A 21,131-nucleotide genomic window follows, 5' to 3' on the forward strand; every position below is an offset into this window, starting at 1 on the left:
AGGAGATTTTAGTGGATGCGCTTGCTAAGCCAAGGACACATCCTTATCTTCATCCCGACTTAATAACCCAGCCCTCTCATGAAATTCTCTGAAATTCTTAATCTATTTAAACAAGGAAAAGGTACTGCCCGTAGTCACATGAAAAACCTGATTGAAATGGCTGCTGTAGATGGCAATTTTGATCCGGTAGAGTTTGAGCTACTTAAAACCATCGCCAAACGAAACGGTATTTCGGAAAATCAGTTGAAGGAGATCAAAGCGAACCCCAACGATGTTGTATTTGAGGTTCCAGCTGATAAGCGAGAAAAATTTCATCAGTTATATGACCTTGTACACATGATGAGTGTTGATAATGCCATCCATGACGAAGAGTCTAAGCTGTGTAATTTGTATGCTATAAAGTTTGGCTACAACCGCGATCGTATTAAAGAATTAATTGAAGCTGTACGTCATAACATTCTCAACAAGCAAAACCACGATGAAACCATGAAGCGTGTGGAGTGGATGATTAATTAATCCGGATTTTAAGGCAAGCCTTAAACTAAGAAGAACTATGTTTGTTATTGATTTTGTTCTTCTACCATGATTTCATTCAACGAATTTACCCTTGATAACGGCCTGCAGGTAATTGTACACGAAGACACTAGTGTGCAGATTGCAGTTCTTAATATTTTATATAATGTTGGCTCGCGCGATGAGCGTGAGGATAAAACAGGTTTTGCACATTTATTTGAGCACCTAATGTTTGGGGGCTCAAAAAACATTCCCAACTACGATGAGCCGTTACAGCGTGTTGGTGGCGAGAACAACGCTTTCACTAATACAGACATCACCAATTATTATCTTACTGTACCTGCAACGAATATCGAGACTGGCTTTTGGCTGGAGAGTGATCGTATGCTGAGCTTGTCTTTTGATCCGCAGGTTTTAGAAGTGCAGCGCAAAGTAGTTATAGAAGAATTTAAACAGCGATACTTAAATCAACCTTACGGTGATGTATGGCTCAAGCTAAGACCGCTGGCATATCAGGCGCATCCTTATCAATGGGCAACTATTGGTAAAGAGATTAGTCACATTGAAAATGCCACGATGGATGACGTTAAACAATTTTTCTTTGAGCATTATGTGCCTAACAATGCTATTCTGGTAGTAGCTGGTAATATTAAACTAGATCAGGTAAAACAATTGTCGGAGAAATGGTTTGGACCAATTCCTTCAGGTAAACGACCAGAAAGAAATTTGCCAGTGGAGCCTAAGCAAACGCAAAAGCGTAGCGCAACTGTTGAAGCAAATGTACCTGCCGATGCTTTATACATGACATGGCACATGCCGGGTCGTTTTCATGATGACTATTACGCCAGCGATTTATTAAGCGATATATTAAGCCGCGGCAAATCAAGCAGGCTCTATAATCAATTGGTTAAGGAAAATGAAATATTCACTTCAATTTCATCATTCGTAATGGGCACTGTTGATCCGGGTATGTTTGTGATTAGTGGGAGAGTGAACAATGGAATAAGCCTGCATAAAGCAGAGGCTGCGGTGCAAGAAATATTGACACAGCTTGTAAATGAAGGTATTGAAGAAGAAGAATTGGTGAAAGTGAAGAACCAGACTTTATCTACATTAGCTTTTGGTGAAGTAGAGGTAATGAATCGCGCGATGAATTTAGCCTTTGCTAAATTATCAGGTGATGCTAATCTTGTTAATCAGGAGATGACTAAAATTGATGCTGTTACACGTGATGAAATCAAACGTGTTGCAGGTTACATCCTGACAGAACAAAATCTGTCAACCTTGTATTATCAATCAACAAGTACTAAGTAAAATTTTATCGTAATGAATATACGTATAGGCATGGGCTTCGATGTGCATGAACTGGAAGCTGGACGTAATTTTTACCTGGGTGGCATTGAGTTGACAGATGCGCCCAAGGGCGCTGTTGGCCATTCAGATGCCGATGTGTTGATTCATGCTTTATGCGATGCGTTACTAGGCGCAGCTAATCTGAGAGATATTGGTTACCATTTTTCTAATACTGATAATCGATGGAAAGGCATGGATAGTAAATTCTTTTTAAAAGAAGTCGCTCAACTATTAGCTGAAAAAAACTGGCTTGTGGGAAATGTTGATTGCACCATTGTTTTAGAAAAGCCTAAAATAAATCCACACATTGAAGCCATGAAAAAAGTGTTGGCACCATTAATGAATGTGGAGGAAGATGCAGTGTCAATTAAAGCAACAACTAACGAAACACTGGGTTACGTAGGTAGGGAAGAGGGAGTGTGTGCGTATGCTGTGGCTTTAATTTATAAAGGAAGCCTCTAAAAAACTCCTTGTTCCCTTCTCTTTTGGAGAAGGGAGAAGCCTGCTGATTGGCAAGGGTTGAGGCTACCAAAAAAAGAGTTTTTACATGTTCCCAAAGGAAAGTTCTCCTGTGATGAAATTGAATAAGCATGATTGAGTTAATAACCACAGGTGATGGTTCACATTCATTACTGAATACATCTTTGGATGAAACCTATCACTCACGTCATGGTGCCCTACAGGAGTCTAAGTATGTTTTTATTAAACAAGGGCTTAACTTTTTTATTGAAAAAGCTGGGAATAAGCAAGTGTCAATCCTTGAAGTAGGTTTTGGAACCGGCTTGAATGCCTGGTTAACCTTACAAGAGGCACAAGCATTGAATATTAGCATCCACTATACAAGTTTAGAGACCTACCCGCTGCCCAAATCTGTTTGGCCTTCATTGAATTATGCAACCGGAAGTGAATTTGAAAAAGATTTCGAGAAACTTCACGAGGCTGAGTGGAATAAAGAGGTATTGATTAACAAAGACTTCAGTCTTCACAAAGTGGAGCAAAGTCTTCAGGAATTTGATGTTGTCGGAAAGAGTTTCGATATAATTTATTTTGATGCTTTTGCACCGAATAAGCAACCGGAATTGTGGGAAGCATCAATACTTCAAAAAGTTGTCATTTCACTGAATCCTTCAGGTGTATTTGTTACCTATTGCGCCAAAGGCCAGCTCAAGCGCGATCTCAAATCTTTTGATCTGGTGGTAGAATCCTTGCCTGGTCCTCCGGGCAAAAGAGAGATGGTAAGGGCATTAAAAAAATGAGTAATAAAACAGACTTGTTTTATCTTTGCGGTCTAACGGAATAATTGTGTCGAACAAGAAAGTAAATATTGGTACCGTACAAATGACTTGTACGGCCAAACCAGCCGAAAACCTGGATAAGGCAATTGCAAAAATCAGAGATGCGGCCGCAAAAGGTGCGCAAATCGTTTGCCTGCAAGAGTTGTTCACTTCATTGTATTTCTGCGATGTGGAAGATTACGAAAACTTTAAACTGGCAGAATCCATTCCTGGCCCCTCTACCGATGCACTTTCTGCGGTTGCTAAGGAATTGAATGTTGTAATCATTGCTTCCCTTTTCGAAAAAAGAACGGAAGGTTTATATCACAACACTACTGCCGTAATTGATGCAGATGGAAAATATTTAGGGAAGTATAGAAAAATGCACATCCCCGATGATCCGGCTTATTACGAAAAATTTTATTTCACACCGGGTGATTTAGGTTATAAAATATTTAAAACAAAGTTTGCCACATTTGGCGTACTCATTTGCTGGGATCAATGGTATCCTGAAGCTGCACGTATTACAGCTTTAATGGGTGCTGAAATTTTATTTTATCCTACTGCTATCGGTTGGGCCACTTCTCAGGATGAGGCAACCAATACTGAACAATACAATGCATGGCAAACCATTCAGCGCAGTCATGCAGTAGCGAATGGTGTACATGTGGTGAGCGTAAACCGTGTAGGCTTTGAACAAAATGGCGCCATGAAATTTTGGGGAGGGTCTTTTATCTCAAATCCTTTTGGTAGTGTAATTTACCTGGCCTCACATGATAAAGAAGAAGTGCATGTTCAGGAACTTGACTTAGCCAAGACAGATCGTTACAGAACACATTGGCCATTCTTACGCGACAGACGCATTGACTCGTATCAGCCAATTACGAAGAGATATATTGACGAAGAGTAATTTTGATAGTTGTTCGTTGCTGGTTGTTCGGGACCAACAACCAACAACCAGCAACCAACAACCTGTATGATACCAAAGCAACTCGGTTACCACTTTCCGGCAGAATTTGCCAAGCATGATGCAACATGGTTAAGCTGGCCCCACAAAGAAGCCTCGTGGCCAGGTAAGATTGAAACTATTTATCCGCGATATGCTGAATTCATTAAGCTAGTAGCGGAAGGTGAGAAGGTGAAGATTAATGTGTTAAACGAAGCGATGAAACAAAAAGCACTTCGTCACATTACCGAGGCTGGAGCTGATCTGAATAATATTGAATTCTTCTTTCATCCCACTAATGATGCATGGTGCCGAGATCATGGCCCTGCTTTTTTAATTAACCCTGCAGAAAAGAAAAAAATGATTGTTGATTGGGGTTACAATGCCTGGGGTGGAAAATATCCGCCATTTGATCTGGATGATGTAATTCCAACACTGATTGCTGAGCATTACAACATACCCGTAGCACATCCTGGAATAGTAATGGAGGGAGGCTCAGTAGAATTTAATGGTAAGGGTACGTTATTGACTACACGCGCTTGCTTATTGAATGAAAACAGAAATCCTCATTTAAACCAGCAGCAGATTGAAGAATATTTGATTAACTATTATGGTGTTAATCATATTTTGTGGTTAGGCGATGGAATCATTGGTGATGATACTGACGGACACATTGATGACCTGACTCGTTTCGTAAATGAAGATACAGTTGTAACTATTGTGGAGGAGAATAAACAGGATGCGAACTATGAGATTCTACAAGAGAACTTGAGAGACTTAAAAGGACTCAGACTAGAAACAGGAAAGCAATTGAACATTGTTGAGTTACCCATGCCATCACCTATTATTTATGATGACATGCGTTTACCAGCTTCATATGCCAATTTCTATATTGCAAATAAATATGTGGTGGTGCCAACCTTCCGTGATAAAAATGACGACCACGCACTGGATGTTTTACAAAACTGCTTCACAGATCGTAAAGTAGTTGGTGTTGATTCAGTAGATATTATTTGGGGTCTTGGTTCATTCCATTGCCTTAGCCAGCAAGAACCTTCTATTTAAATGACCTTAACCCAGTGGGTGTCAGTATGGCATCCATCGGTACATCATGAGGATCAACGTCATCGATTATCTCAGTTGTATCAAAAAGTGAAACACCTATTTTTTTACAGGTAGGTTTGCATGCTTTTAAAAAGATATCGTAGTAACCTTTTCCATACCCTATTCTATTACCTTCAACATCATAGCAAAGGAGAGGCATAAGCACCAAGTCTATTTTTTCTGCTGGTGTGGGCACACCATGTCTGGGTTCTTCTATTCCCCACTTATTTTTTTCAAGTTGATGAAGTCCTTCGAAATAAATGTTTTCCATTACTCCGGCAGCATTAATCTTTGGAAGTGATAATCGGATGTGAGGGAATTCCCTGCGTATACGATCGATGATCATCCAGGTATCAGGTTCATGCTTTTCGCGAATGGGTAAAAAAGTATGAACTGTTTTTAAAAAAGACAAATCAATGTTGGTGAAGAAAGCATGATAGAGCGCCAGGTTCAGTTGGTGATAGTTGACTTCGCCTAGATTTTGACGTTTTTGCAGGTATAGTTTTCTGAGCTCAGCTTTTGTCATAATGATATGGCAACAATTTACAAAGCTTTCCGGGGAATGGAAACAAATTCAACTTCACGATAAATGAATGTTGATCGACTAAAATTTGAGGATTTTAAGCACCAAATTGATTTTCTATTAATAATAAAGTCAGGGCATAGTTGCCCTGACTTTAATGCTGACAAGTTTTAATTTAAACTCCCGCCACCCAGCTTCCTTCATTAACTACATTTCCATCTTCATCGTATTCTTCCCATGTACCATTGCCCAGGGCATCCCATGATATAAGTGAAGTTAAATCAGTACCGATAAAGTACTCAACCTTACCTGCATTTGTTGTTTCATTAACTGTTATAACAGTGCTTACAGTAGATTCATTTTCAGTATAGAAATCATAGCGAAACACGATTGATTGATTTGCTCGTGTCCATGAATATTCAATAACCGCAAATGAGGCATCTTCTGCATCTATGTCGAAGATTTTCATAAACCCACTACTCTGGTCTTTCTTTTCTTCGGCATATAAATAACGAAGCCATTGTGTACTACCTACATTTTGAAAGAATACTTCAAAAGAGTAACGATCTCCTAAGTCACCAAGTTGGTAGGCAATTCCACCCACTTGTGGATCTGACCAAGTGTAGACTAAGTATTCCCCGGTAGCAGAGGTGCGGGCGTTTGCGGCAACAATTCTATTTGTAGTTTTGGTGGCGCCTTCCGGAAATGCAAAAAAGCTAAAATAGACCGTCATGAGGTTAGCGCTAGAGGCATAACCATAAGCTGTTTGAGCATACGGATCAGAAGAGTTAATCAATCCTGCTGGCAGTTCGATAACTTCGTCTCTTTCTGCAAAGCTTAGGCGAATGTCTTCCAACTCGCTCACTTCTGGTTCGTCATCTTCAGAGCAAGAGAATGTGAAAAACGATAAGCTTATAAGGAGAAATAGTTTAACTAATTTCATATTAAGTAATTTTCTATATAAGGTTTAATTTTTTTTTTGGTTAGAAGTTGAATTTCAAACCACCTGCCAATACCAATTGATCGAAATCACCAATGGTATATTTAAGTTCGGCAAAGGGCGCAAAACTTTTACCGAGATTGAAATTAACACCCGCTCCTAAGTTTAATCCAATACTGCCTTCGCTTGCAGAGAAATCTCCAAAGAAAGTTTCGCCTTTTACTTTTACCTGTGTGTAGTTAAGGCCGCCAACACCATAGAAACTTGCAGATTCGGTAGAGGAGAAATAGTAATTTGCATTAGCATTGAGCTCCCAAATGGTTGATTTTATACCAAACTCTTCTTTAGGAAAGTAAAAAATGAAATTTGGAGCGATACTAAATTTGGAATCAGCAATGGGAAACTCGGCATTAACACCAATTCCTAGACTTTCCACTTCGGTGCCATAGGCCAGAAAGCCACCGATTTTTTTTTGATCCTGTGACCAGGCGAATGAACAAACAAACAAAGCAATAACAACGAGAATCTTTCTTTTCATGACTGGTAATTTAATTGGGTTTTGTTTTATTATAATGATGCAAAATACAGTAAGGGGTGCGTTGCAGGAACCTCTATTGAGTATTGACAGACTTGTAACTTAGTGTAAGTAGTTTATGACTGAGAATCCAGAATTGAACTAACACCATTGGCGAAATACTCACTTGGGTAAATCAAATACTAAGTTGTAGAGACAACTCTTGTATAAAGATTTTTTGGAATATGAATACAGTTGTAAATTACACCGATATGCGTGTGCCAAAAGTCTGTTTGTTAATAGTATTGCTAAGTATAACGACTCATTTGCGTGCTCAGCAATCAATGGAATCGTCCGAGATTTATCTGCTCTCAGAGTGGAATGGTCAAGTTCGTGTTTGTGAAATACAAGGCGCAAAACTTTTAAAGACAATTACTGTTAGCGCAAATGGAGATACTGTTAAGCAATTTATTCCCTTTACCTGTCAGACTCCCTCTTTAGCCGATACTATTTATACCATTGGTCTCACCGTTAGAAACGATTTAGAAACTGACGAAGTCATTTACTTTTATTCTGGATTCAATGATTTTGTTCAGGTTTATATATACAATGAGGGTATTCTTGAACAAAAATTGAAAGTGGGTTACCGGGTTCCGGTAAATGAAGCCACTTTCGAAGCTCATTACTTCTATACAGCTTTCACCTTACCTTCTAAGGCAGATCGGGAGCTAGTGGTTACAATAAAAAATCGGGCGAAGAAAAAAGCAGAGTTCCAGCTTGCACTTCATAGCGAGACTAGTTTTTACAAGACCATCCATATTTTTCGAGACACCCACACTACTTCCATTTTGCTGGCAACTTTTTTTCAGGGGGCTTTGGGTTTTATGGTGTTGTTCATGGCTTTCCTTTATTTTAAGAATAAGCAGGTCATTTATTTGTACTACTCATTTTATCTGGCATTTTGTGTGCTCTATGTAATGTTAAACATGCCGCGACTTACCCTTATCGGGCAGTGGGTGGATTACTGGCCATGGTTGCGTATTTATGCAATTGAACCAGTTCAGTTTTTCTCTTTTGCAGCTTATAATTTGTTCGCACTGGAATTGCTGCAAATTAAAAAGGCCGATGAAAAAATTTACAAGATTATCTGGGTAATGACTGTGAGTTACCTTGTATATATTCCTGCTATTTTAATAGTGCAATTGGTAGAAGCGCCCGCAGCAATAGCATTGCCTCTTTTTATAGGAAGCAGAGCAATTATTTTTCCGGTCAACTTAATTGTGATAATACAAGTGATCAGAAAAGTACATTCCCCAATTGTAAAGTATTTTATAAGCGGATTGAGTGCTTTTTTGCTCGGAGGTATTGTAGCAAGTTACTGTTATTATGAACCAACTATTCTTCCACAGTTTTTTCCTGCACTAAAGCCTTCTAACATTTATCAAGCCGGTATTTTACTTGAAGTATTATGCTTTTCTTTTGCTTTGGGTTATAGAATAAAGTTAGCCGAGGATGAACGCAGCAAAAATCATCAGGCTTACGTACAACAAGTAGAGGCCAATAGACAAATGGCAGAAAATTATTCGCATAAATTGGAAGAGGAGGTACTGCAACGTTCCGAAAAAATTATTTCTATAACACAAGAAGCTGAAAAGGAAAAAGCATCAGCGCAGCGTTCTGAACTGGAAAGAAAACTGATGGAAGCAGAAATGATGGCGTTGCGTTCGCAAATGAATCCACATTTCTTGTTTAATAGCCTTAACTCTATTAAGTACTTTATCATGAGTAACCAAAACGATAAAGCTTCCGGTTACTTATCTCGCTTTTCAAAGCTTATTCGACAAATATTAGATCATTCGCGACATAATCTTATTTCATTAGAAGCGGAATTAGCTGCACTTCAATTGTATTTGGAGATTGAGGCCAATCGTTTTGAAGGAAAATTTCAATTCTCGATAAATGTAAGTGATGAAGTAAATGCATCAGCCATTTTAATTCCGCCTATGCTGTTGCAACCCTTTGTTGAAAACGCTATTTGGCATGGGTTACTAAATTCTGAATCTAACGAAAAAAAATTAGGCATTTCTGTATTCGATGATGAAGGCACAGAAGATTATGTATTCATAATTGAAGATAACGGAATTGGCCGTAAGCATGCCAAGGCTATAAAAGCAACCCGTGTTAACACGCATAAATCTGTTGGAATGGCTTTAACTGAAAGTAGAATTGAGTTGTTTAATAAAAATTTGAACAATGATATCCGTTTGGAAGTACAGGATTTATATGAACAGGAAAAAGCAGTTGGAACACGGGTCATTATTCGCTTAAAAGTGAAGCAGGAAGTTAGAAGTATTTAGAATGAAAATGTATCAACCTATTAAAGTGGTGCTCGTTGATGATGAAAAGCACTGTACAGAATCATTAAGTATTCAATTAGAACAATTGGATATTCCCACTATTGTGTTGGGTAAATTTAACGATCCGCTAACTGCGATGGCTTTCTTAAAGGAGAATTCATGCGACATGTTATTTCTTGATATTGAAATGCCAGCGATGAGTGGATTCGATTTATTGAACCGATTAAATCGTTTCTCTTTCGATGTTGTTTTTACTACAGCTTATGATCAATATGCTATCAAGGCATTTCAATTCAGCGCACTTAGCTATTTATTAAAACCAATTGATGAAATAGAGTTGACAGACTGCATTAACCGCTGGCTTGAAAAGAAACAAAAAACCTTGCAAACAGATCAGTTCAGCTTCATGTTAGATATGCTTAAGAATAGTGCAAAGCTGCAAACTAAGGTAGCCCTGCCCACAACTGATGGTTTGGAATTTATTGAGATTACAAAAATTATACGCTGTCAGGCTGAAAGTAATTACACACATATTTATTTGCAGGATAACATTTCGTTTCTCATTTGCAGAACACTTAAGGATGTAGACAGCATTTTGAGGCCCAATGGATTTTTACGGATTCATCAATCTCATTTAGTTAACCCTCAACATCTAAAACGTTATGTGAGAAGTGATGGTGGTTATGTGGTTATGAGTGATGACGCACAATTGAGTATATCAAAAGCTAATAAGCAACAAGTTTTGGAAGTAGTTAATGCTATCGAGCGCTTGTAATAGTTAGATACTAAGTGAGGTCGATTAGTTAAACGCCATACTGCAAGATGTACTAACTCGCACCTCTTTATACTGCCATTACTATTATTTTTGGCATGAATCAGTTGATTAATACGAGATCAGCAAACCTGTAATTTGTTAAACGATTAAAAATATGAAGTATATTCTAATACTAATTTTTATATGTTCCATTACCACGAAAGCAAAAGCTCAGTGGCAAGGCCTTGAGGGGATAAAGTATTGTGAGGAGAATTTGCAAAACTCTGTAAAGGGCTGGGGAATAAAAATGAAAAATATCGAAGCTCGCTTTGAAGATGATTTCAGGAAAAACCCAGCTATGCGTACCAACCTTGAACAGATCCATCTACAATTTAAAGCTAATGGAATACTGACAGTAGTCATGGGTGCACAAACTGCTCAAGGAACCTGGGGTATTGAATCAAAGGACAAAAATACTACTGACACCAATCCGCTGCTGCTACTAAAAATTGGAGGTCAACCAATTCAAAAGTATACCATCATGGTGTTGGCTTATGGCAAGTTGTTGTTGCATGACGAAAGTCCAGATCTACAAGATCAACGCATGCGATTAGTGGAATACGAAAATAGAGACAAGAAAAAGAAGTAGTTCAGATACTTTGAAGATTAGCGGGCGATGCAACGTTGGTGATCTGTTAAACCAATCAAATGGTATATAATAAAAAAGTCAGGACACTCGCCCTGACTTTTTTATTATAAAAATGCTTTTGCTTAAAACTGTTCAAATTGAGAGAAAAAGAAAGCACCTTCAATAGCTGCATTCTCATCACTATCACTTCCGTGAATAGCATTCGCTTCAATCGACTTCGCAAATAAATTTCTAATGGTACCAGGGGCAGCTTTAGCCGGGTCAGTTGCACCGATCAGTTTGCGGAAATCTTCAACAGCATTATCCTTTTCTAAAATCATAGGGACAATAGCACCACTGCTCATATAAGCGCATAGATCGTTATAGAAAGGACGCTCCTTGTGTATTGCGTAGAATTTGCCTGCCAACTCTTTGCTTAGGGCAGTTTTCTTCATCGCAATGATACGGAAACCTGCTTCCTCAATCATTTTAGTAATTGCGCCTACATTGTTTGCCCCTGTAGCATCGGGCTTAATCATGGTAAATGTTCTGTTTGTTGCCATTTTATCCTATTATTTTTTAGTTTCTATAAGAATGGATTCGGGTATTTGGCCCCGAATTCGGGCGCAAAAATAGGCTTTTTTCGCTTAAATCACTATAAAACATCTAGAATTGGACAAATCAGGGTCGAATCATTAAAATCCATAAATACTGATTAAATCCTGATTATTTTTGCCTTCTTTTTTATCTATGGAACAGGCCCAAGCCTTAAAAGCATTTCTAGACCAACCCAGAAGAATTGTGGTTACTACACACCACAAACCGGATGCGGATGCCTTAGGCTCATCGTTAGGTTTAGCTGGTTATTTAAAAAAGAAAGGACATCAGGTTCAGGTGATAACACCAAGTGACTATCCAAATTTTTTAAGTTGGATGCCAGGCAATGAAGAGGTTATAGCCTACGAACCAGCCAAAGCAGCTTTGGTGGCTAATAAAATAAAAGAAGCTGAGATTATTTTCTGTCTTGATTTTTCAGCCTTATCTAGAATTTATGATATGGCCGATATGGTGAGACAGGCCAGTGCGAAAAAGGTAATGATTGATCACCACCTTGAGCCGGAAGATTTTGCCGAGTTTGTGCAATGGAATGTTAATGCTGCTTCAACAGCACAATTGGTTTACCAGCTAATTATAGAATTTGGAGAACGTGCTATTATAGACACTGACATTGCTTCGTGTTTGTATGCAGGACTTATGACTGATACAGGTGGCTTCAGACATAGCAATACCCATCATGAAGAATTTTTGATTGCGTCAGATTTAGTATCGCTTGGTGCGAACCCGTCACGCATTTCTAAATTAGTTTACGAAACAAATACACTGGAACGTTTAAGACTTACAGGTTTTGTCCTCAGCGAAAAACTAGTGGTACTTCCTGAATACAAAACTGCATACATAACACTTACTGATGAGGAGTTGAGACGCTTCAGCTCACAAACCGGTGATACCGAGGGCTTAGTTAATTATGGCTTGTCAATACAAGGGATAAAAATGGCTGCCTTCATTTATAAACGTAAAGAAGATGTTAAACTATCATTTCGTTCTTTAGGCAGTTTCTCGGTAAGTGACTTATCGCGCGCCCATTTTGAAGGAGGCGGGCATAAGAATGCAGCCGGGGGTCAGTCCAAACTTTCATTAGAAGAAACTATTCAAAAATTCTTAAAACTTCTTCCTACTTATAAAGAACAATTAAACGCAATCGATTAAATCTATACAATGAAAATTACAAATGTATTTTTTGCAGCACTGGTAGTAATTAGCGCTGCTTGCAGTTCATCAGAAAAAGAAACGCCCAACGGTTTTAAATATACTGTATTGGCCAAAGGAGATGGTAACCTTGCAAAGCCAGGTCAGCTGTTAATGGTTGATTTTGTTTTCAAAGATTCTAAAGATTCTGTTTGGAATGATACCTACAAAGCAGGTATGCCAGCTCCTGTAATGATTAACGATAGCGCATCTGCGGCTACTGAGTTTGGCGTTATGCAGATGTTCCGAATGTTATCGCCTGGCGATAGCGTGACTTGCAGCATGCCAATTCAAAAATTCTTTAATGAAATGGCAGGCGGTCCTGTACCTCCTGGTATTGATACAACCTTAACCATGACTTACATTTTTAAGGTGAGAGAAATCACTGAGGTGGCAGATTTTCAAGCTAATCAAATGAAGCTTGCTGAAGAGCGCAGTGCTAAACAATTGCAATCAGATATTGAAGCAATTGATGTTCATTTGGCTGCTAAGGGAATCACTGCCGAAAAAATGGAATCGGGTATACGCTACGTAATTACACAAGCTGGTAAAGGGCCTAATGCTGAATCAGGACAGGCTACAACAGTAAATTACACAGGCTATACACTTGATGGCTTGTATTTCGATTCTAGCATTAAAAAGCTAGCTGAAGAAAAAGGAATCTATAATCCACAACGTGAGCCTTATGCACCTTTTGATGTAACTATCGACCAGACTGGTGTAATAAAAGGCTGGCACGAGGCGTTAAAAGTAATGAACAAAGGTTCTAAAGCTACTTTCTACATTCCATCACCACTCGCCTATGGTCCACGTAAGGTGAGCAACGAAATTAACGAGAACCAGATTTTAGTTTTTGACATTGAAATGGTAGACATAAAATGAGATTAGGTTTATTTTTAATTGGAGCAGTGCTTTTTGTCTCACTTGCTTGTGGAGATGATGAGCCCAGCGCTCAAGAACAAATCAACAGTCAGTTGAACAAAGACACAATAGCTATAGATGCCTACTTGCAAAGCAGGGGTATAGTAGCAAAGCGTGGCAATAGTGGTATTCGCTATGTCATTCACGAGAAAAGCAGCAGTACGGTGTCTCCTCAATTTTACACAAATATGCCAGGAGACTGTTTTGTTACCTCTTATAAAGGTTATGTTGTTGCTGTGGATACTGTTTTTGATGAAAGTGCTAATTTTGAGACAACCTTAGAAAGCAGTGTTCCAGGGGAGAATATCATAGCTGGTTGGAAGGTAGCATTCCAATTATTGGATGTTGGAGATTCAGCCACAATTTATATTCCATCAGTACTTGCCTACGGAAGTGCAGGAAGTGGTAAAGCAATACCACCTAACTCTAATTTGTATTTTCATGTAAGACTTAAGGAGGTATTTAAACAAGAACTTAACCCGTCAAATAATACCTATCGTTGTTTCTATGATTAGTTATGAACTCAATTTGTTTCGCCACTAACAATCAACATAAATTAGAAGAAGTCAGGCACGCGCTAGTGCCTGACTTTCTTGTTTTAAGTCTGCAGGAAATTAATTGTAATGAAGAATTGCCTGAAACAGGCAATACCCTTCAGGCAAATGCACTCCAAAAAGCAGATCACGTTTTCAAAAACTATGGCATAACATGCTTTGCAGATGATACAGGTCTTGAGGTAGAGGCTTTAAATAATGAGCCTGGTGTTTATTCTGCGCGATATGCAGGACCTCAGCGGAACAATGAGCAAAACATCGATCTTTTACTCGAGAATCTTAAAAGTAAAAATAATCGAAAGGCGCAATTCAGAACTGTTATCTGTTGGCGAACTGCTGCTGGCGCACAATACTTTGAAGGAATTGTAAAAGGTGAAATTATTGATACACGCAGGGGTAAAGGCGGTTTTGGCTATGATGCCGTTTTTGTACCAGATGGCTTTACTAAAACTTTTGCCGAGATGAGCATGGAAGAGAAAAATCAACTCAGCCACCGAGGACAGGCAGTGAAAAAACTGACTGCTTTTTTAAAAGAAAGCCTCAGTTGAAATTTGTAATTTGCACCCTGAAACCTATCATCTGTGTTAACCTATACCATTGGCATTACCGGAGGCAGCGGTTCAGGCAAAACCTACCTGATCGAAAACCTGTCAAATCAGTTTAAACCTGAAGAAATCTGCCTGATTTCGCAAGACAACTATTACCGTACACGCGAAGAACAGATTACCGATGAAAAAGGCGTTAAAAATTTCGATTTACCCAATGCCATTGATCACGAGCGTTTCTATGCAGACCTTATGAGGCTCAAGGGTGGGCATGAGGTGGAAAAACTGGAGTACACCTTTAACAATCCCAACGCTACCCCTAAAACCATTGTTTTAAAACCCGCACCCATCATCATTGTTGAGGGTATTTTTGTGCAGTACTTTAATGAGATTGAAAACGAGCTTGATCTTAAAATTTTTCTGGAGGCCAAAGATCACGTAAAACTAAGCCGCAGAATCCGTAGAGATAATGAACAAAGGGGCTACGATCTTGACGATGTATTGTACCGCTACCAGTACCACGTTATGCCGGTTTACGAGAAATACATCGAGCCGCTAAAGCACAGTTCTGATCTTGTAATACCTAATAATAGCCATTTTGACAGGGCTATTGAGGTTTTGGTACTTTCTTTAAAGGCAAGGCTTCAGTATATGATGCCAACAGTTCATACAAAATAGACCATAAAAGGCTTGCTCAATTCATCTAAAGGCTTACTTTTGCCATCCGAATGAACCAAAAAAACAAAATAGCGACATTAATTCTGGGTGTAACTACCGCTGTGGTAGTTGTATTCAGCCAGCTTTTTTGCTTTCAGGATTTTTCAATTGATGCAAAATCAGACGGTACAGAACAAAGTGCCAGCACTGAAAATGAATCAGATAAGACGACAGAAAATTACATTACACAACTTTCCTCTCCTTCTACGTCATCAAGTAGCATTGTAGTTGAGCAGGATTTCTCTTTTATCCAGGATATTAAGCAACAGGTAAAAGAAGTTAAGCAGGAATTAGTAAGCACATTGGTTGTCAGAACCAGCAAGTTTTTTCAAACACTCTTCAGCGCAATTATTTCTCCTAACGCGCCTTAAGCAATTATAAATTTCAGGTTAGAAAATTTCAAATTAATGGAAACAAGCCATTAACATTGAGCTTTATACATTATGCCTGAAAACAATTTTGAATTTTAGATTTTTAATTTTGAATTAATTTTAATGTTGAATTAAGTTTATGCAAAACAAAGGTTTCGTAATTACGCTCACGGTAGTCATCACGGCATTGTGCCTGTTCTACTTATCGTTTACCTATGTATCGCGCGGGGTGCAGCAAGATGCTGTTGCTTATGCTACCGATGCTACTGGTATTGTGAATTTAAATAAAAAGCAAGGTTATATTGACTCAGTATGGAATAAGCCTGTGTACAATGTATTTGGGTATGAGTATACCTATAAAGATGTGAAAGACAATGAGCTTCACATGGGTCTTGACTTACAAGGCGGTATGCATGTTACACTTGAAGTTTCGCCTATCGATATTATCAGGGGATTAGCTGGTAACACAACTGATTCTGCTTTTGTAAAAGCTATAAATGCCGCACGTGTTGCACAGCGCAATAGCCAGGAAAGCTTTGGAGATCTTTTCTTTGATGCGTATCGTGATGCTAATCCGGGCAAAAAACTTTCATCTGTTTTTGCAAATGCTTCAACTCGTGGTCGTATCAACATCAGCGATGATGATGCCCAAGTTATGAAAGTTGTGAATGATGAGATAGAAAGTGCTATCGATCGTTCATATACTATCCTTAAAAATCGTTTAGATCAATTCGGTACTTCATCACCTAACATTCAACGTTTACCAGGCACTGGCCGCATTCAGGTAGAAATACCAGGTGCAGATAATCCACAGCGTATTCGTAAATTATTACAAGGTGTTGCTCGTCTTGAATTTTGGGATGTTGTGGAAACGTCTACACTCAGTAGCTCATTTATTGCCATCAACGATTTGCTGGTTAATGAACAAAAAGCAAAAGCAGCAGCACAAGCGCCAGTAAGTACTTCAACTCCTGAAGTTGGTTCAGATTTGGAAAGTCAATTAGCCGCTGACAGTACTAAGTCAGGATTAGATTCATTACAGAATCTTAACATTTCTCCTATCTACTCGCTGAGTGTGCCAATGGGTTCATTCCGCTATGATATAAAAGATACAGCTGAGATCAACGCTATCTTTAAGCGTCAGGATATCAAAAACATGTTCCCAAGAAATGTTGGTTTATTCTGGGCAGCAAAACCTGATAAGGATCAGCAAGGTAATGAAGCCATGGAATTACACTTCCTTGATTTAGGAAGAAATGGCAAGTCAAGATTAACAGGTGAAGTAATCAATGATGCAAGATACGAACTTGACCCATTGAAAGGTGCTGCAGTAAGCATGACAATGAATGCAGCAGGCACACGGATGTGGTCTAAGATGACTGCTGATGCTGCTGCTAAATCACCGAAAGGAAGAATAGCGATTGTATTGGATAATGTTGTTTACTCTGCTCCATATGTGAATGATGAAATTCCGAATGGCAATTCACAAATATCGGGTAGTTTCACTACCGATGAAGCAAAAGACTTAGCCAATATTTTAAAGGCTGGTTCTCTTCCTGCGCCAACACGCATAGTTGAAGAGGCTATTGTTGGTCCTACATTGGGGCAGGTGGCACAGAGCCAAGGCTTTATCTCTATCCTTAGTGGTTTCGCACTTGTAGTAGTGTTCATGGTGATGTACTACGCTAAAGGTGGTTTAATTGCTAACCTTGCATTGTTGTTCAACGTATTCTTCATCTTGGGTATTTTGGCTCAACCTACTTTGGGTACAGCATTAACACTTCCAGGTATTGCAGGTATTTTGTTAACTGTTGGTATGGCGGTAGATGCGAACGTTTTGATTTTCGAACGGATTAAAGAAGAAATGGCAGCTGGTCTAAAATTGCGTGCGGCAGTTAAAAAGGGTTACGAAAAAGCTTTCTCGACTATTCTGGACTCAAACTTGACAACTTTAATCACGGCCTTCTTCCTGTTTATATTAGGTACTGGCCCGATCAAAGGTTTTGCTATAACACTAATCATAGGTATAATCTGTTCATTCTTTACAGCAGTGTATATTTCACGCATTGTAGTTGAGTGGATGATTGCTAATAAAGGAGATGACAGCAATATATCATTCGATACAGTTATTGCACGCGCTATTAAGAAGCGTAAGCATTTCAATTTTGTTAAATACAGCAAACCTGCTTACCTAGTTTCTTCTGTTATTATCCTTATTGGTTTTGTTTTAATATTTATTCAAGGACTAAACCTTGGTGTGGATTTCAAAGGTGGTCGTTCTTACGTAGTGAGTTTTAGCAAGCCAGTAGTAGCAACAGATATGAAACTTGCACTTAGCGAAAGCTTTGAAAACTCAGGCACTGAAGTGAAAAACTACGGTGGTAACAATGTTGTAAAAGTTACTACTTCATGGTTGATAGATGACGAGTCAGATCAAACAGATGAAAAGGTAAAAAATGCCTTAGTAAGCGGTTTGGCGAAGTTCACCGGACTGGAGTTTGCTGAAAACGAGAGTGCATTAGATGATACGCACTTTACCATTTCAAGTTCTACTAAAGTAGGGGCAACCGTAGCTGACGATATAAAGAACTCGGCCTGGAAGGCAAGTTTGTTCTCTCTTGTTGGTATTTTCTTATACATCTTAATTCGTTTCCGTAAGTGGCAATACAGTGCAGGTGCTATTATCGCAACGTTACATGATGCTTTGTTTGTTTTTGCAGCCTTTGGCATTGCTCGCGCTTTTGGTATCTCATTTGAGATTGATCAGGTGTTTGTGGCCGCTATCTTAACCATCATTGGTTACTCTATTAACGATACAGTAATTATCTTCGACCGTATTCGTGAATATATAGGTTTGGGTACATCACACGACAAAGCAAAAATTGTTAATGATGCATTGAACGACACGCTTGCACGTACTATCATTACAGCAGGTACAACTTTATTAACTGTAGTAGCCTTGTTATTATTTGGAGGTGAAGTATTGAGAGGTTTTGCTTTTGCTTTATTAGTAGGTGTTGCTGTTGGTACTTATTCTTCTGTATTTATCGCGGGTCCTACAGTGTTGGATCTTGATAAAGAAGATAGTGCTGATAAACAAACTGATGTAAAAAAGACTAAGCCTGCAACTGTTTAAGATTAGTTTAATATTTAAGTTGAAAATGCCTCCGAGTTTCGGGGGCATTTTTGTTTTGTGAATAATCCGCTTTGTTAATTTTACTTTACCATGCGTCAGGCCGATGATTGCTGAAGAATCTATCGTTCTGACACATTTGGTATTTTTGTTTTATAGCTATTGAAAGCCGTATAAAGTCATTGTATCTTTAAAAGATATGACTTTGTCCACTGAAAATATTTTACTGATTGGATCAATTTTGCTGTTTCTCAGCATCATTGCCAGTAAAACCTCTTTCAAGTTTGGTATTCCTTCTCTTGTAGTCTTTCTCGCTATTGGTATGCTGGCGGGTTCCGATGGACCTGGGGGTATTTATTTTAACGATCCCAAAGCCACACAATTTCTCGGTGCGGTAGCTCTTGCCTTTATTCTTTTTTCTGGTGGTTTAGATACAAAGATGGAAAGTATAAAACCTGTTTTAAGAACGGGTATATCTCTGGCAACGCTGGGTGTATTAATCACTGCCTTTACATTAGGCACTTTTTCTGCTTACATATTAGATATTCCTTGGGTTGATGGTATGTTGATTGGTGCGATTGTTTCATCAACAGATGCTGCTGCAGTATTTTCAATTTTACGCTCGCGAAGTGTTGGGTTAAAAGGCAACTTAAGACCCTTACTTGAATTTGAAAGTGGCAGTAATGATCCCATGGCTTATTTTTTGACCATTAGTTTTATCTACCTGGTACAGGAGCCTGATGCTTCACTTGTTTCACTCATTCCAAGATTTTTTTATAACATGGCTGTTGGTGCCGTGTGCGGCTATGCCTTTGGCCGAATTATGATCTGGGTTGTTAACAAGATTAAATTAGATGTGGAGGGACTTTATCCGGTGTTGGTTTTAGCATTGTTATTCTTCACATTTTCATTTACTGAACAAATCAATGGGAATGGTTACCTCGCCTTGTATATTTCTGCATTGATTTTGGGGAACAGTAATTTCATTCATAAGAAAAGTTTAATGAAATTTTATGATGGACAATCATGGTTAATGCAGATTGTGATGTTTCTGACTTTGGGTTTACTTGTTTATCCCTCTCAAATCGTGCCTGTTTTGGGGCCTGCTATACTGATAGCATTATGCTTAATTTTATTGGCTAGACCTTTAGCGGTTTTTGTATCGTTGGCTTTTTCAAAGGGATTTAACTTTAGAAAGAAATTATTTTTGTCTTGGGTAGGTCTTCGTGGGGCTGTACCTATTGTATTTGCAACGTATCCTTTATTGGCGGGTGTAGAATACGCAGGGATGATTTTTCACATAGTATTTTTTATATCAGCCACCTCCATTTTAATACAGGGCACAACTATACCGCTAATGGCAAAATGGTTACATGTAAGTGTGCCAGAAAAGTTAAAACGTAAATTTCCTGTTGATTTTGAATTGAAGGAACATTCTACTTCTGAATTGGTAGAGCTTGATATTCCGGATAACTCACCCGCTATTGGCAAGGCTATTGTACAATTGAAATTGCCTAAAACCTCCCATATCGTTATGATTCACCGGGGTAATAAATACGTAACACCAAATGGAGAAACAGAGATACTCGCGAGGGACCACATGCTAGTAATGGCAGATTCAACAGAGACCTCAACCCGTATCAGGGAAATTTTTGGTTGCTAATAATCGTTATTTTTTATACTTTCATTTATAAACCTAAAAAATTATGACAGGACAAATACTCGATGCCCCCTTCTCCAATGAGCAATCCCCTAAAAATTATGCTGGTTTTTGGATTCGTTTCGCAGCTTATTTAATTGACGCAATTATATTGTGGATCATAGGAGTTATACTTAGCTATATCATTCTAGGCGGTTATAGCCTGGTTCAGGAAAGCCTTCTTTTAACAGCCTTACAATTTGTAGTAGGCATTTCTTATTTTGTTGTGTTAGAAAGTTCTGCTAAACAAGGCACCTTGGGTAAAATTGTAGTGGGCTTAAAAGTTGGCGATGAACACGGAAATCAAATAAGCGCAGGCACAGCGGTTGGTCGTTATTTTTCAAAAATATTGTCTGCTATTATTCTATTGATTGGATTTATGATGGTAGGTTGGGATGATAGAAAACAAGGGCTTCATGATAAAATTATGGGCACTTATGTTTATTATAACTAAGATTAACTTGAGTTTAAATAAAAAT

General features: G+C 38.6%; 22 protein-coding genes. 18 read left to right on the forward strand and 4 right to left on the reverse strand.

The genetic code is table 11. The annotated features are described in order from the left end of the window. Nucleotides 1-78: 78 nt before the first annotated feature. The 6 genes from SanaruYs_RS11230 (at nucleotide 79) to SanaruYs_RS11255 (ending at nucleotide 5,151) form a co-directional block, all read left to right on the forward strand. Nucleotides 79-516, forward strand: a complete 438-nt coding sequence (locus SanaruYs_RS11230) for a tellurite resistance TerB family protein (protein ID WP_127122661.1) — start codon at nucleotides 79-81, stop codon at nucleotides 514-516. A gap of 66 nt (nucleotides 517-582) precedes the next feature. Next, nucleotides 583-1,827: a M16 family metallopeptidase gene (locus SanaruYs_RS11235; RefSeq protein WP_127122662.1), complete on the forward strand. Its 1,245-nt coding sequence runs from the start codon at nucleotides 583-585 to the stop codon at nucleotides 1,825-1,827. A 12-nt stretch (nucleotides 1,828-1,839) separates the two neighbouring features. Further along, nucleotides 1,840-2,328, forward strand: coding sequence for a 2-C-methyl-D-erythritol 2,4-cyclodiphosphate synthase (gene ispF / locus SanaruYs_RS11240; RefSeq protein WP_127122663.1), 489 nt, complete (start codon nucleotides 1,840-1,842; stop codon nucleotides 2,326-2,328). A 128-nt stretch (nucleotides 2,329-2,456) separates the two neighbouring features. After that, a complete protein-coding gene (mnmC2, locus tag SanaruYs_RS11245; protein WP_127122664.1) occupies nucleotides 2,457-3,122 on the forward strand; it encodes a tRNA (5-methylaminomethyl-2-thiouridine)(34)-methyltransferase MnmC2 in 666 nt (221 codons plus the stop codon). A 46-nt stretch (nucleotides 3,123-3,168) separates the two neighbouring features. Continuing rightward, entirely contained in the window at nucleotides 3,169-4,050 is an 882-nt protein-coding gene (locus tag SanaruYs_RS11250; protein ID WP_370684884.1) for a carbon-nitrogen hydrolase, read from the forward strand. Nucleotides 4,051-4,116: 66 nt separating this feature from the next. After that, nucleotides 4,117-5,151 carry an agmatine deiminase family protein gene (locus tag SanaruYs_RS11255; protein WP_127122665.1) on the forward strand — a complete coding sequence of 345 codons (1,035 nt, stop codon included), beginning with the start codon at nucleotides 4,117-4,119 and terminating at the stop codon, nucleotides 5,149-5,151. On the opposite strand, the gene SanaruYs_RS11260 is transcribed toward SanaruYs_RS11255, so the two are convergent. The 3 genes from SanaruYs_RS11260 to SanaruYs_RS11270 form a co-directional block, all read right to left on the reverse strand. Next, nucleotides 5,144-5,716 (reverse strand): 5-formyltetrahydrofolate cyclo-ligase, encoded by a 573-nt coding sequence (locus SanaruYs_RS11260; protein ID WP_127122666.1) that lies wholly within the window; start codon nucleotides 5,714-5,716, stop codon nucleotides 5,144-5,146. The two genes, SanaruYs_RS11255 and SanaruYs_RS11260, sit on opposite strands and share 8 nt — an antisense overlap. A 172-nt stretch (nucleotides 5,717-5,888) precedes the next feature. Next, nucleotides 5,889-6,656 (reverse strand): hypothetical protein, encoded by a 768-nt coding sequence (locus SanaruYs_RS11265; RefSeq protein WP_127122667.1) that lies wholly within the window; start codon nucleotides 6,654-6,656, stop codon nucleotides 5,889-5,891. 40 nt (nucleotides 6,657-6,696) lie between these two features. Continuing rightward, the gene (locus SanaruYs_RS11270; protein WP_127122668.1) at nucleotides 6,697-7,191 is read right to left on the reverse strand and encodes an outer membrane protein; all 495 of its coding nucleotides are present in this window, start codon (nucleotides 7,189-7,191) and stop codon (nucleotides 6,697-6,699) included. A gap of 221 nt (nucleotides 7,192-7,412) precedes the next feature. On the opposite strand from SanaruYs_RS11270, the gene SanaruYs_RS11275 reads away from it, so the two are divergent. The 3 genes from SanaruYs_RS11275 (at nucleotide 7,413) to SanaruYs_RS11285 (ending at nucleotide 10,927) form a co-directional block, all read left to right on the forward strand. Further along, the gene (locus SanaruYs_RS11275; RefSeq protein WP_127122669.1) at nucleotides 7,413-9,524 is read left to right on the forward strand and encodes a histidine kinase; all 2,112 of its coding nucleotides are present in this window, start codon (nucleotides 7,413-7,415) and stop codon (nucleotides 9,522-9,524) included. A gap of 1 nt (nucleotide 9,525) precedes the next feature. Beyond that, nucleotides 9,526-10,299, forward strand: coding sequence for a LytR/AlgR family response regulator transcription factor (locus SanaruYs_RS11280; protein WP_127122670.1), 774 nt, complete (start codon nucleotides 9,526-9,528; stop codon nucleotides 10,297-10,299). Between the two features lie 154 nt (nucleotides 10,300-10,453). Beyond that, the gene (locus SanaruYs_RS11285) at nucleotides 10,454-10,927 is read left to right on the forward strand and encodes a hypothetical protein (protein WP_127122671.1); all 474 of its coding nucleotides are present in this window, start codon (nucleotides 10,454-10,456) and stop codon (nucleotides 10,925-10,927) included. Between the two features lie 122 nt (nucleotides 10,928-11,049). On the opposite strand, the gene SanaruYs_RS11290 is transcribed toward SanaruYs_RS11285, so the two are convergent. Beyond that, nucleotides 11,050-11,469: a nucleoside-diphosphate kinase gene (locus SanaruYs_RS11290; protein WP_127122672.1), complete on the reverse strand. Its 420-nt coding sequence runs from the start codon at nucleotides 11,467-11,469 to the stop codon at nucleotides 11,050-11,052. Nucleotides 11,470-11,656: 187 nt separating this feature from the next. Between SanaruYs_RS11290 and SanaruYs_RS11295 the strand changes: the two genes are divergently transcribed. The 9 genes from SanaruYs_RS11295 (at nucleotide 11,657) to SanaruYs_RS11335 (ending at nucleotide 21,106) form a co-directional block, all read left to right on the forward strand. Then, entirely contained in the window at nucleotides 11,657-12,673 is a 1,017-nt protein-coding gene (locus tag SanaruYs_RS11295) for a DHH family phosphoesterase (RefSeq protein WP_127122673.1), read from the forward strand. Between the two features lie 9 nt (nucleotides 12,674-12,682). After that, nucleotides 12,683-13,594 (forward strand): FKBP-type peptidyl-prolyl cis-trans isomerase, encoded by a 912-nt coding sequence (locus SanaruYs_RS11300; RefSeq protein ID WP_127122674.1) that lies wholly within the window; start codon nucleotides 12,683-12,685, stop codon nucleotides 13,592-13,594. Continuing rightward, the gene (locus SanaruYs_RS11305) at nucleotides 13,591-14,148 is read left to right on the forward strand and encodes an FKBP-type peptidyl-prolyl cis-trans isomerase (RefSeq protein WP_127122675.1); all 558 of its coding nucleotides are present in this window, start codon (nucleotides 13,591-13,593) and stop codon (nucleotides 14,146-14,148) included. The genes SanaruYs_RS11300 and SanaruYs_RS11305 overlap by 4 nt, the downstream gene beginning before the upstream one ends. A 2-nt stretch (nucleotides 14,149-14,150) precedes the next feature. Next, nucleotides 14,151-14,735 (forward strand): non-canonical purine NTP diphosphatase, encoded by a 585-nt coding sequence (locus SanaruYs_RS11310; RefSeq protein ID WP_127122676.1) that lies wholly within the window; start codon nucleotides 14,151-14,153, stop codon nucleotides 14,733-14,735. 33 nt (nucleotides 14,736-14,768) lie between these two features. Then, nucleotides 14,769-15,410 (forward strand): uridine kinase, encoded by a 642-nt coding sequence (gene udk / locus SanaruYs_RS11315; protein ID WP_127122677.1) that lies wholly within the window; start codon nucleotides 14,769-14,771, stop codon nucleotides 15,408-15,410. 50 nt (nucleotides 15,411-15,460) lie between these two features. Continuing rightward, complete coding sequence (locus SanaruYs_RS11320; RefSeq protein WP_127122678.1) at nucleotides 15,461-15,820, forward strand: hypothetical protein; 360 nt, start codon at nucleotides 15,461-15,463, stop codon at nucleotides 15,818-15,820. A 139-nt stretch (nucleotides 15,821-15,959) separates the two neighbouring features. Then, nucleotides 15,960-18,956: a protein translocase subunit SecDF gene (secDF, locus tag SanaruYs_RS11325; RefSeq protein WP_127122679.1), complete on the forward strand. Its 2,997-nt coding sequence runs from the start codon at nucleotides 15,960-15,962 to the stop codon at nucleotides 18,954-18,956. A 196-nt stretch (nucleotides 18,957-19,152) separates the two neighbouring features. Continuing rightward, on the forward strand, nucleotides 19,153-20,616 hold the full coding sequence (locus SanaruYs_RS11330) for a potassium/proton antiporter (RefSeq protein ID WP_127122680.1): 1,464 nt from the start codon (nucleotides 19,153-19,155) through the stop codon (nucleotides 20,614-20,616). A gap of 43 nt (nucleotides 20,617-20,659) precedes the next feature. After that, the gene (locus SanaruYs_RS11335; protein ID WP_127122681.1) at nucleotides 20,660-21,106 is read left to right on the forward strand and encodes an RDD family protein; all 447 of its coding nucleotides are present in this window, start codon (nucleotides 20,660-20,662) and stop codon (nucleotides 21,104-21,106) included. Nucleotides 21,107-21,131: the final 25 nt, after the last annotated feature.

Source organism: Chryseotalea sanaruensis, from assembly GCF_003990915.1.
Classification (GTDB): domain Bacteria; phylum Bacteroidota; class Bacteroidia; order Cytophagales; family Cyclobacteriaceae; genus Chryseotalea; species Chryseotalea sanaruensis.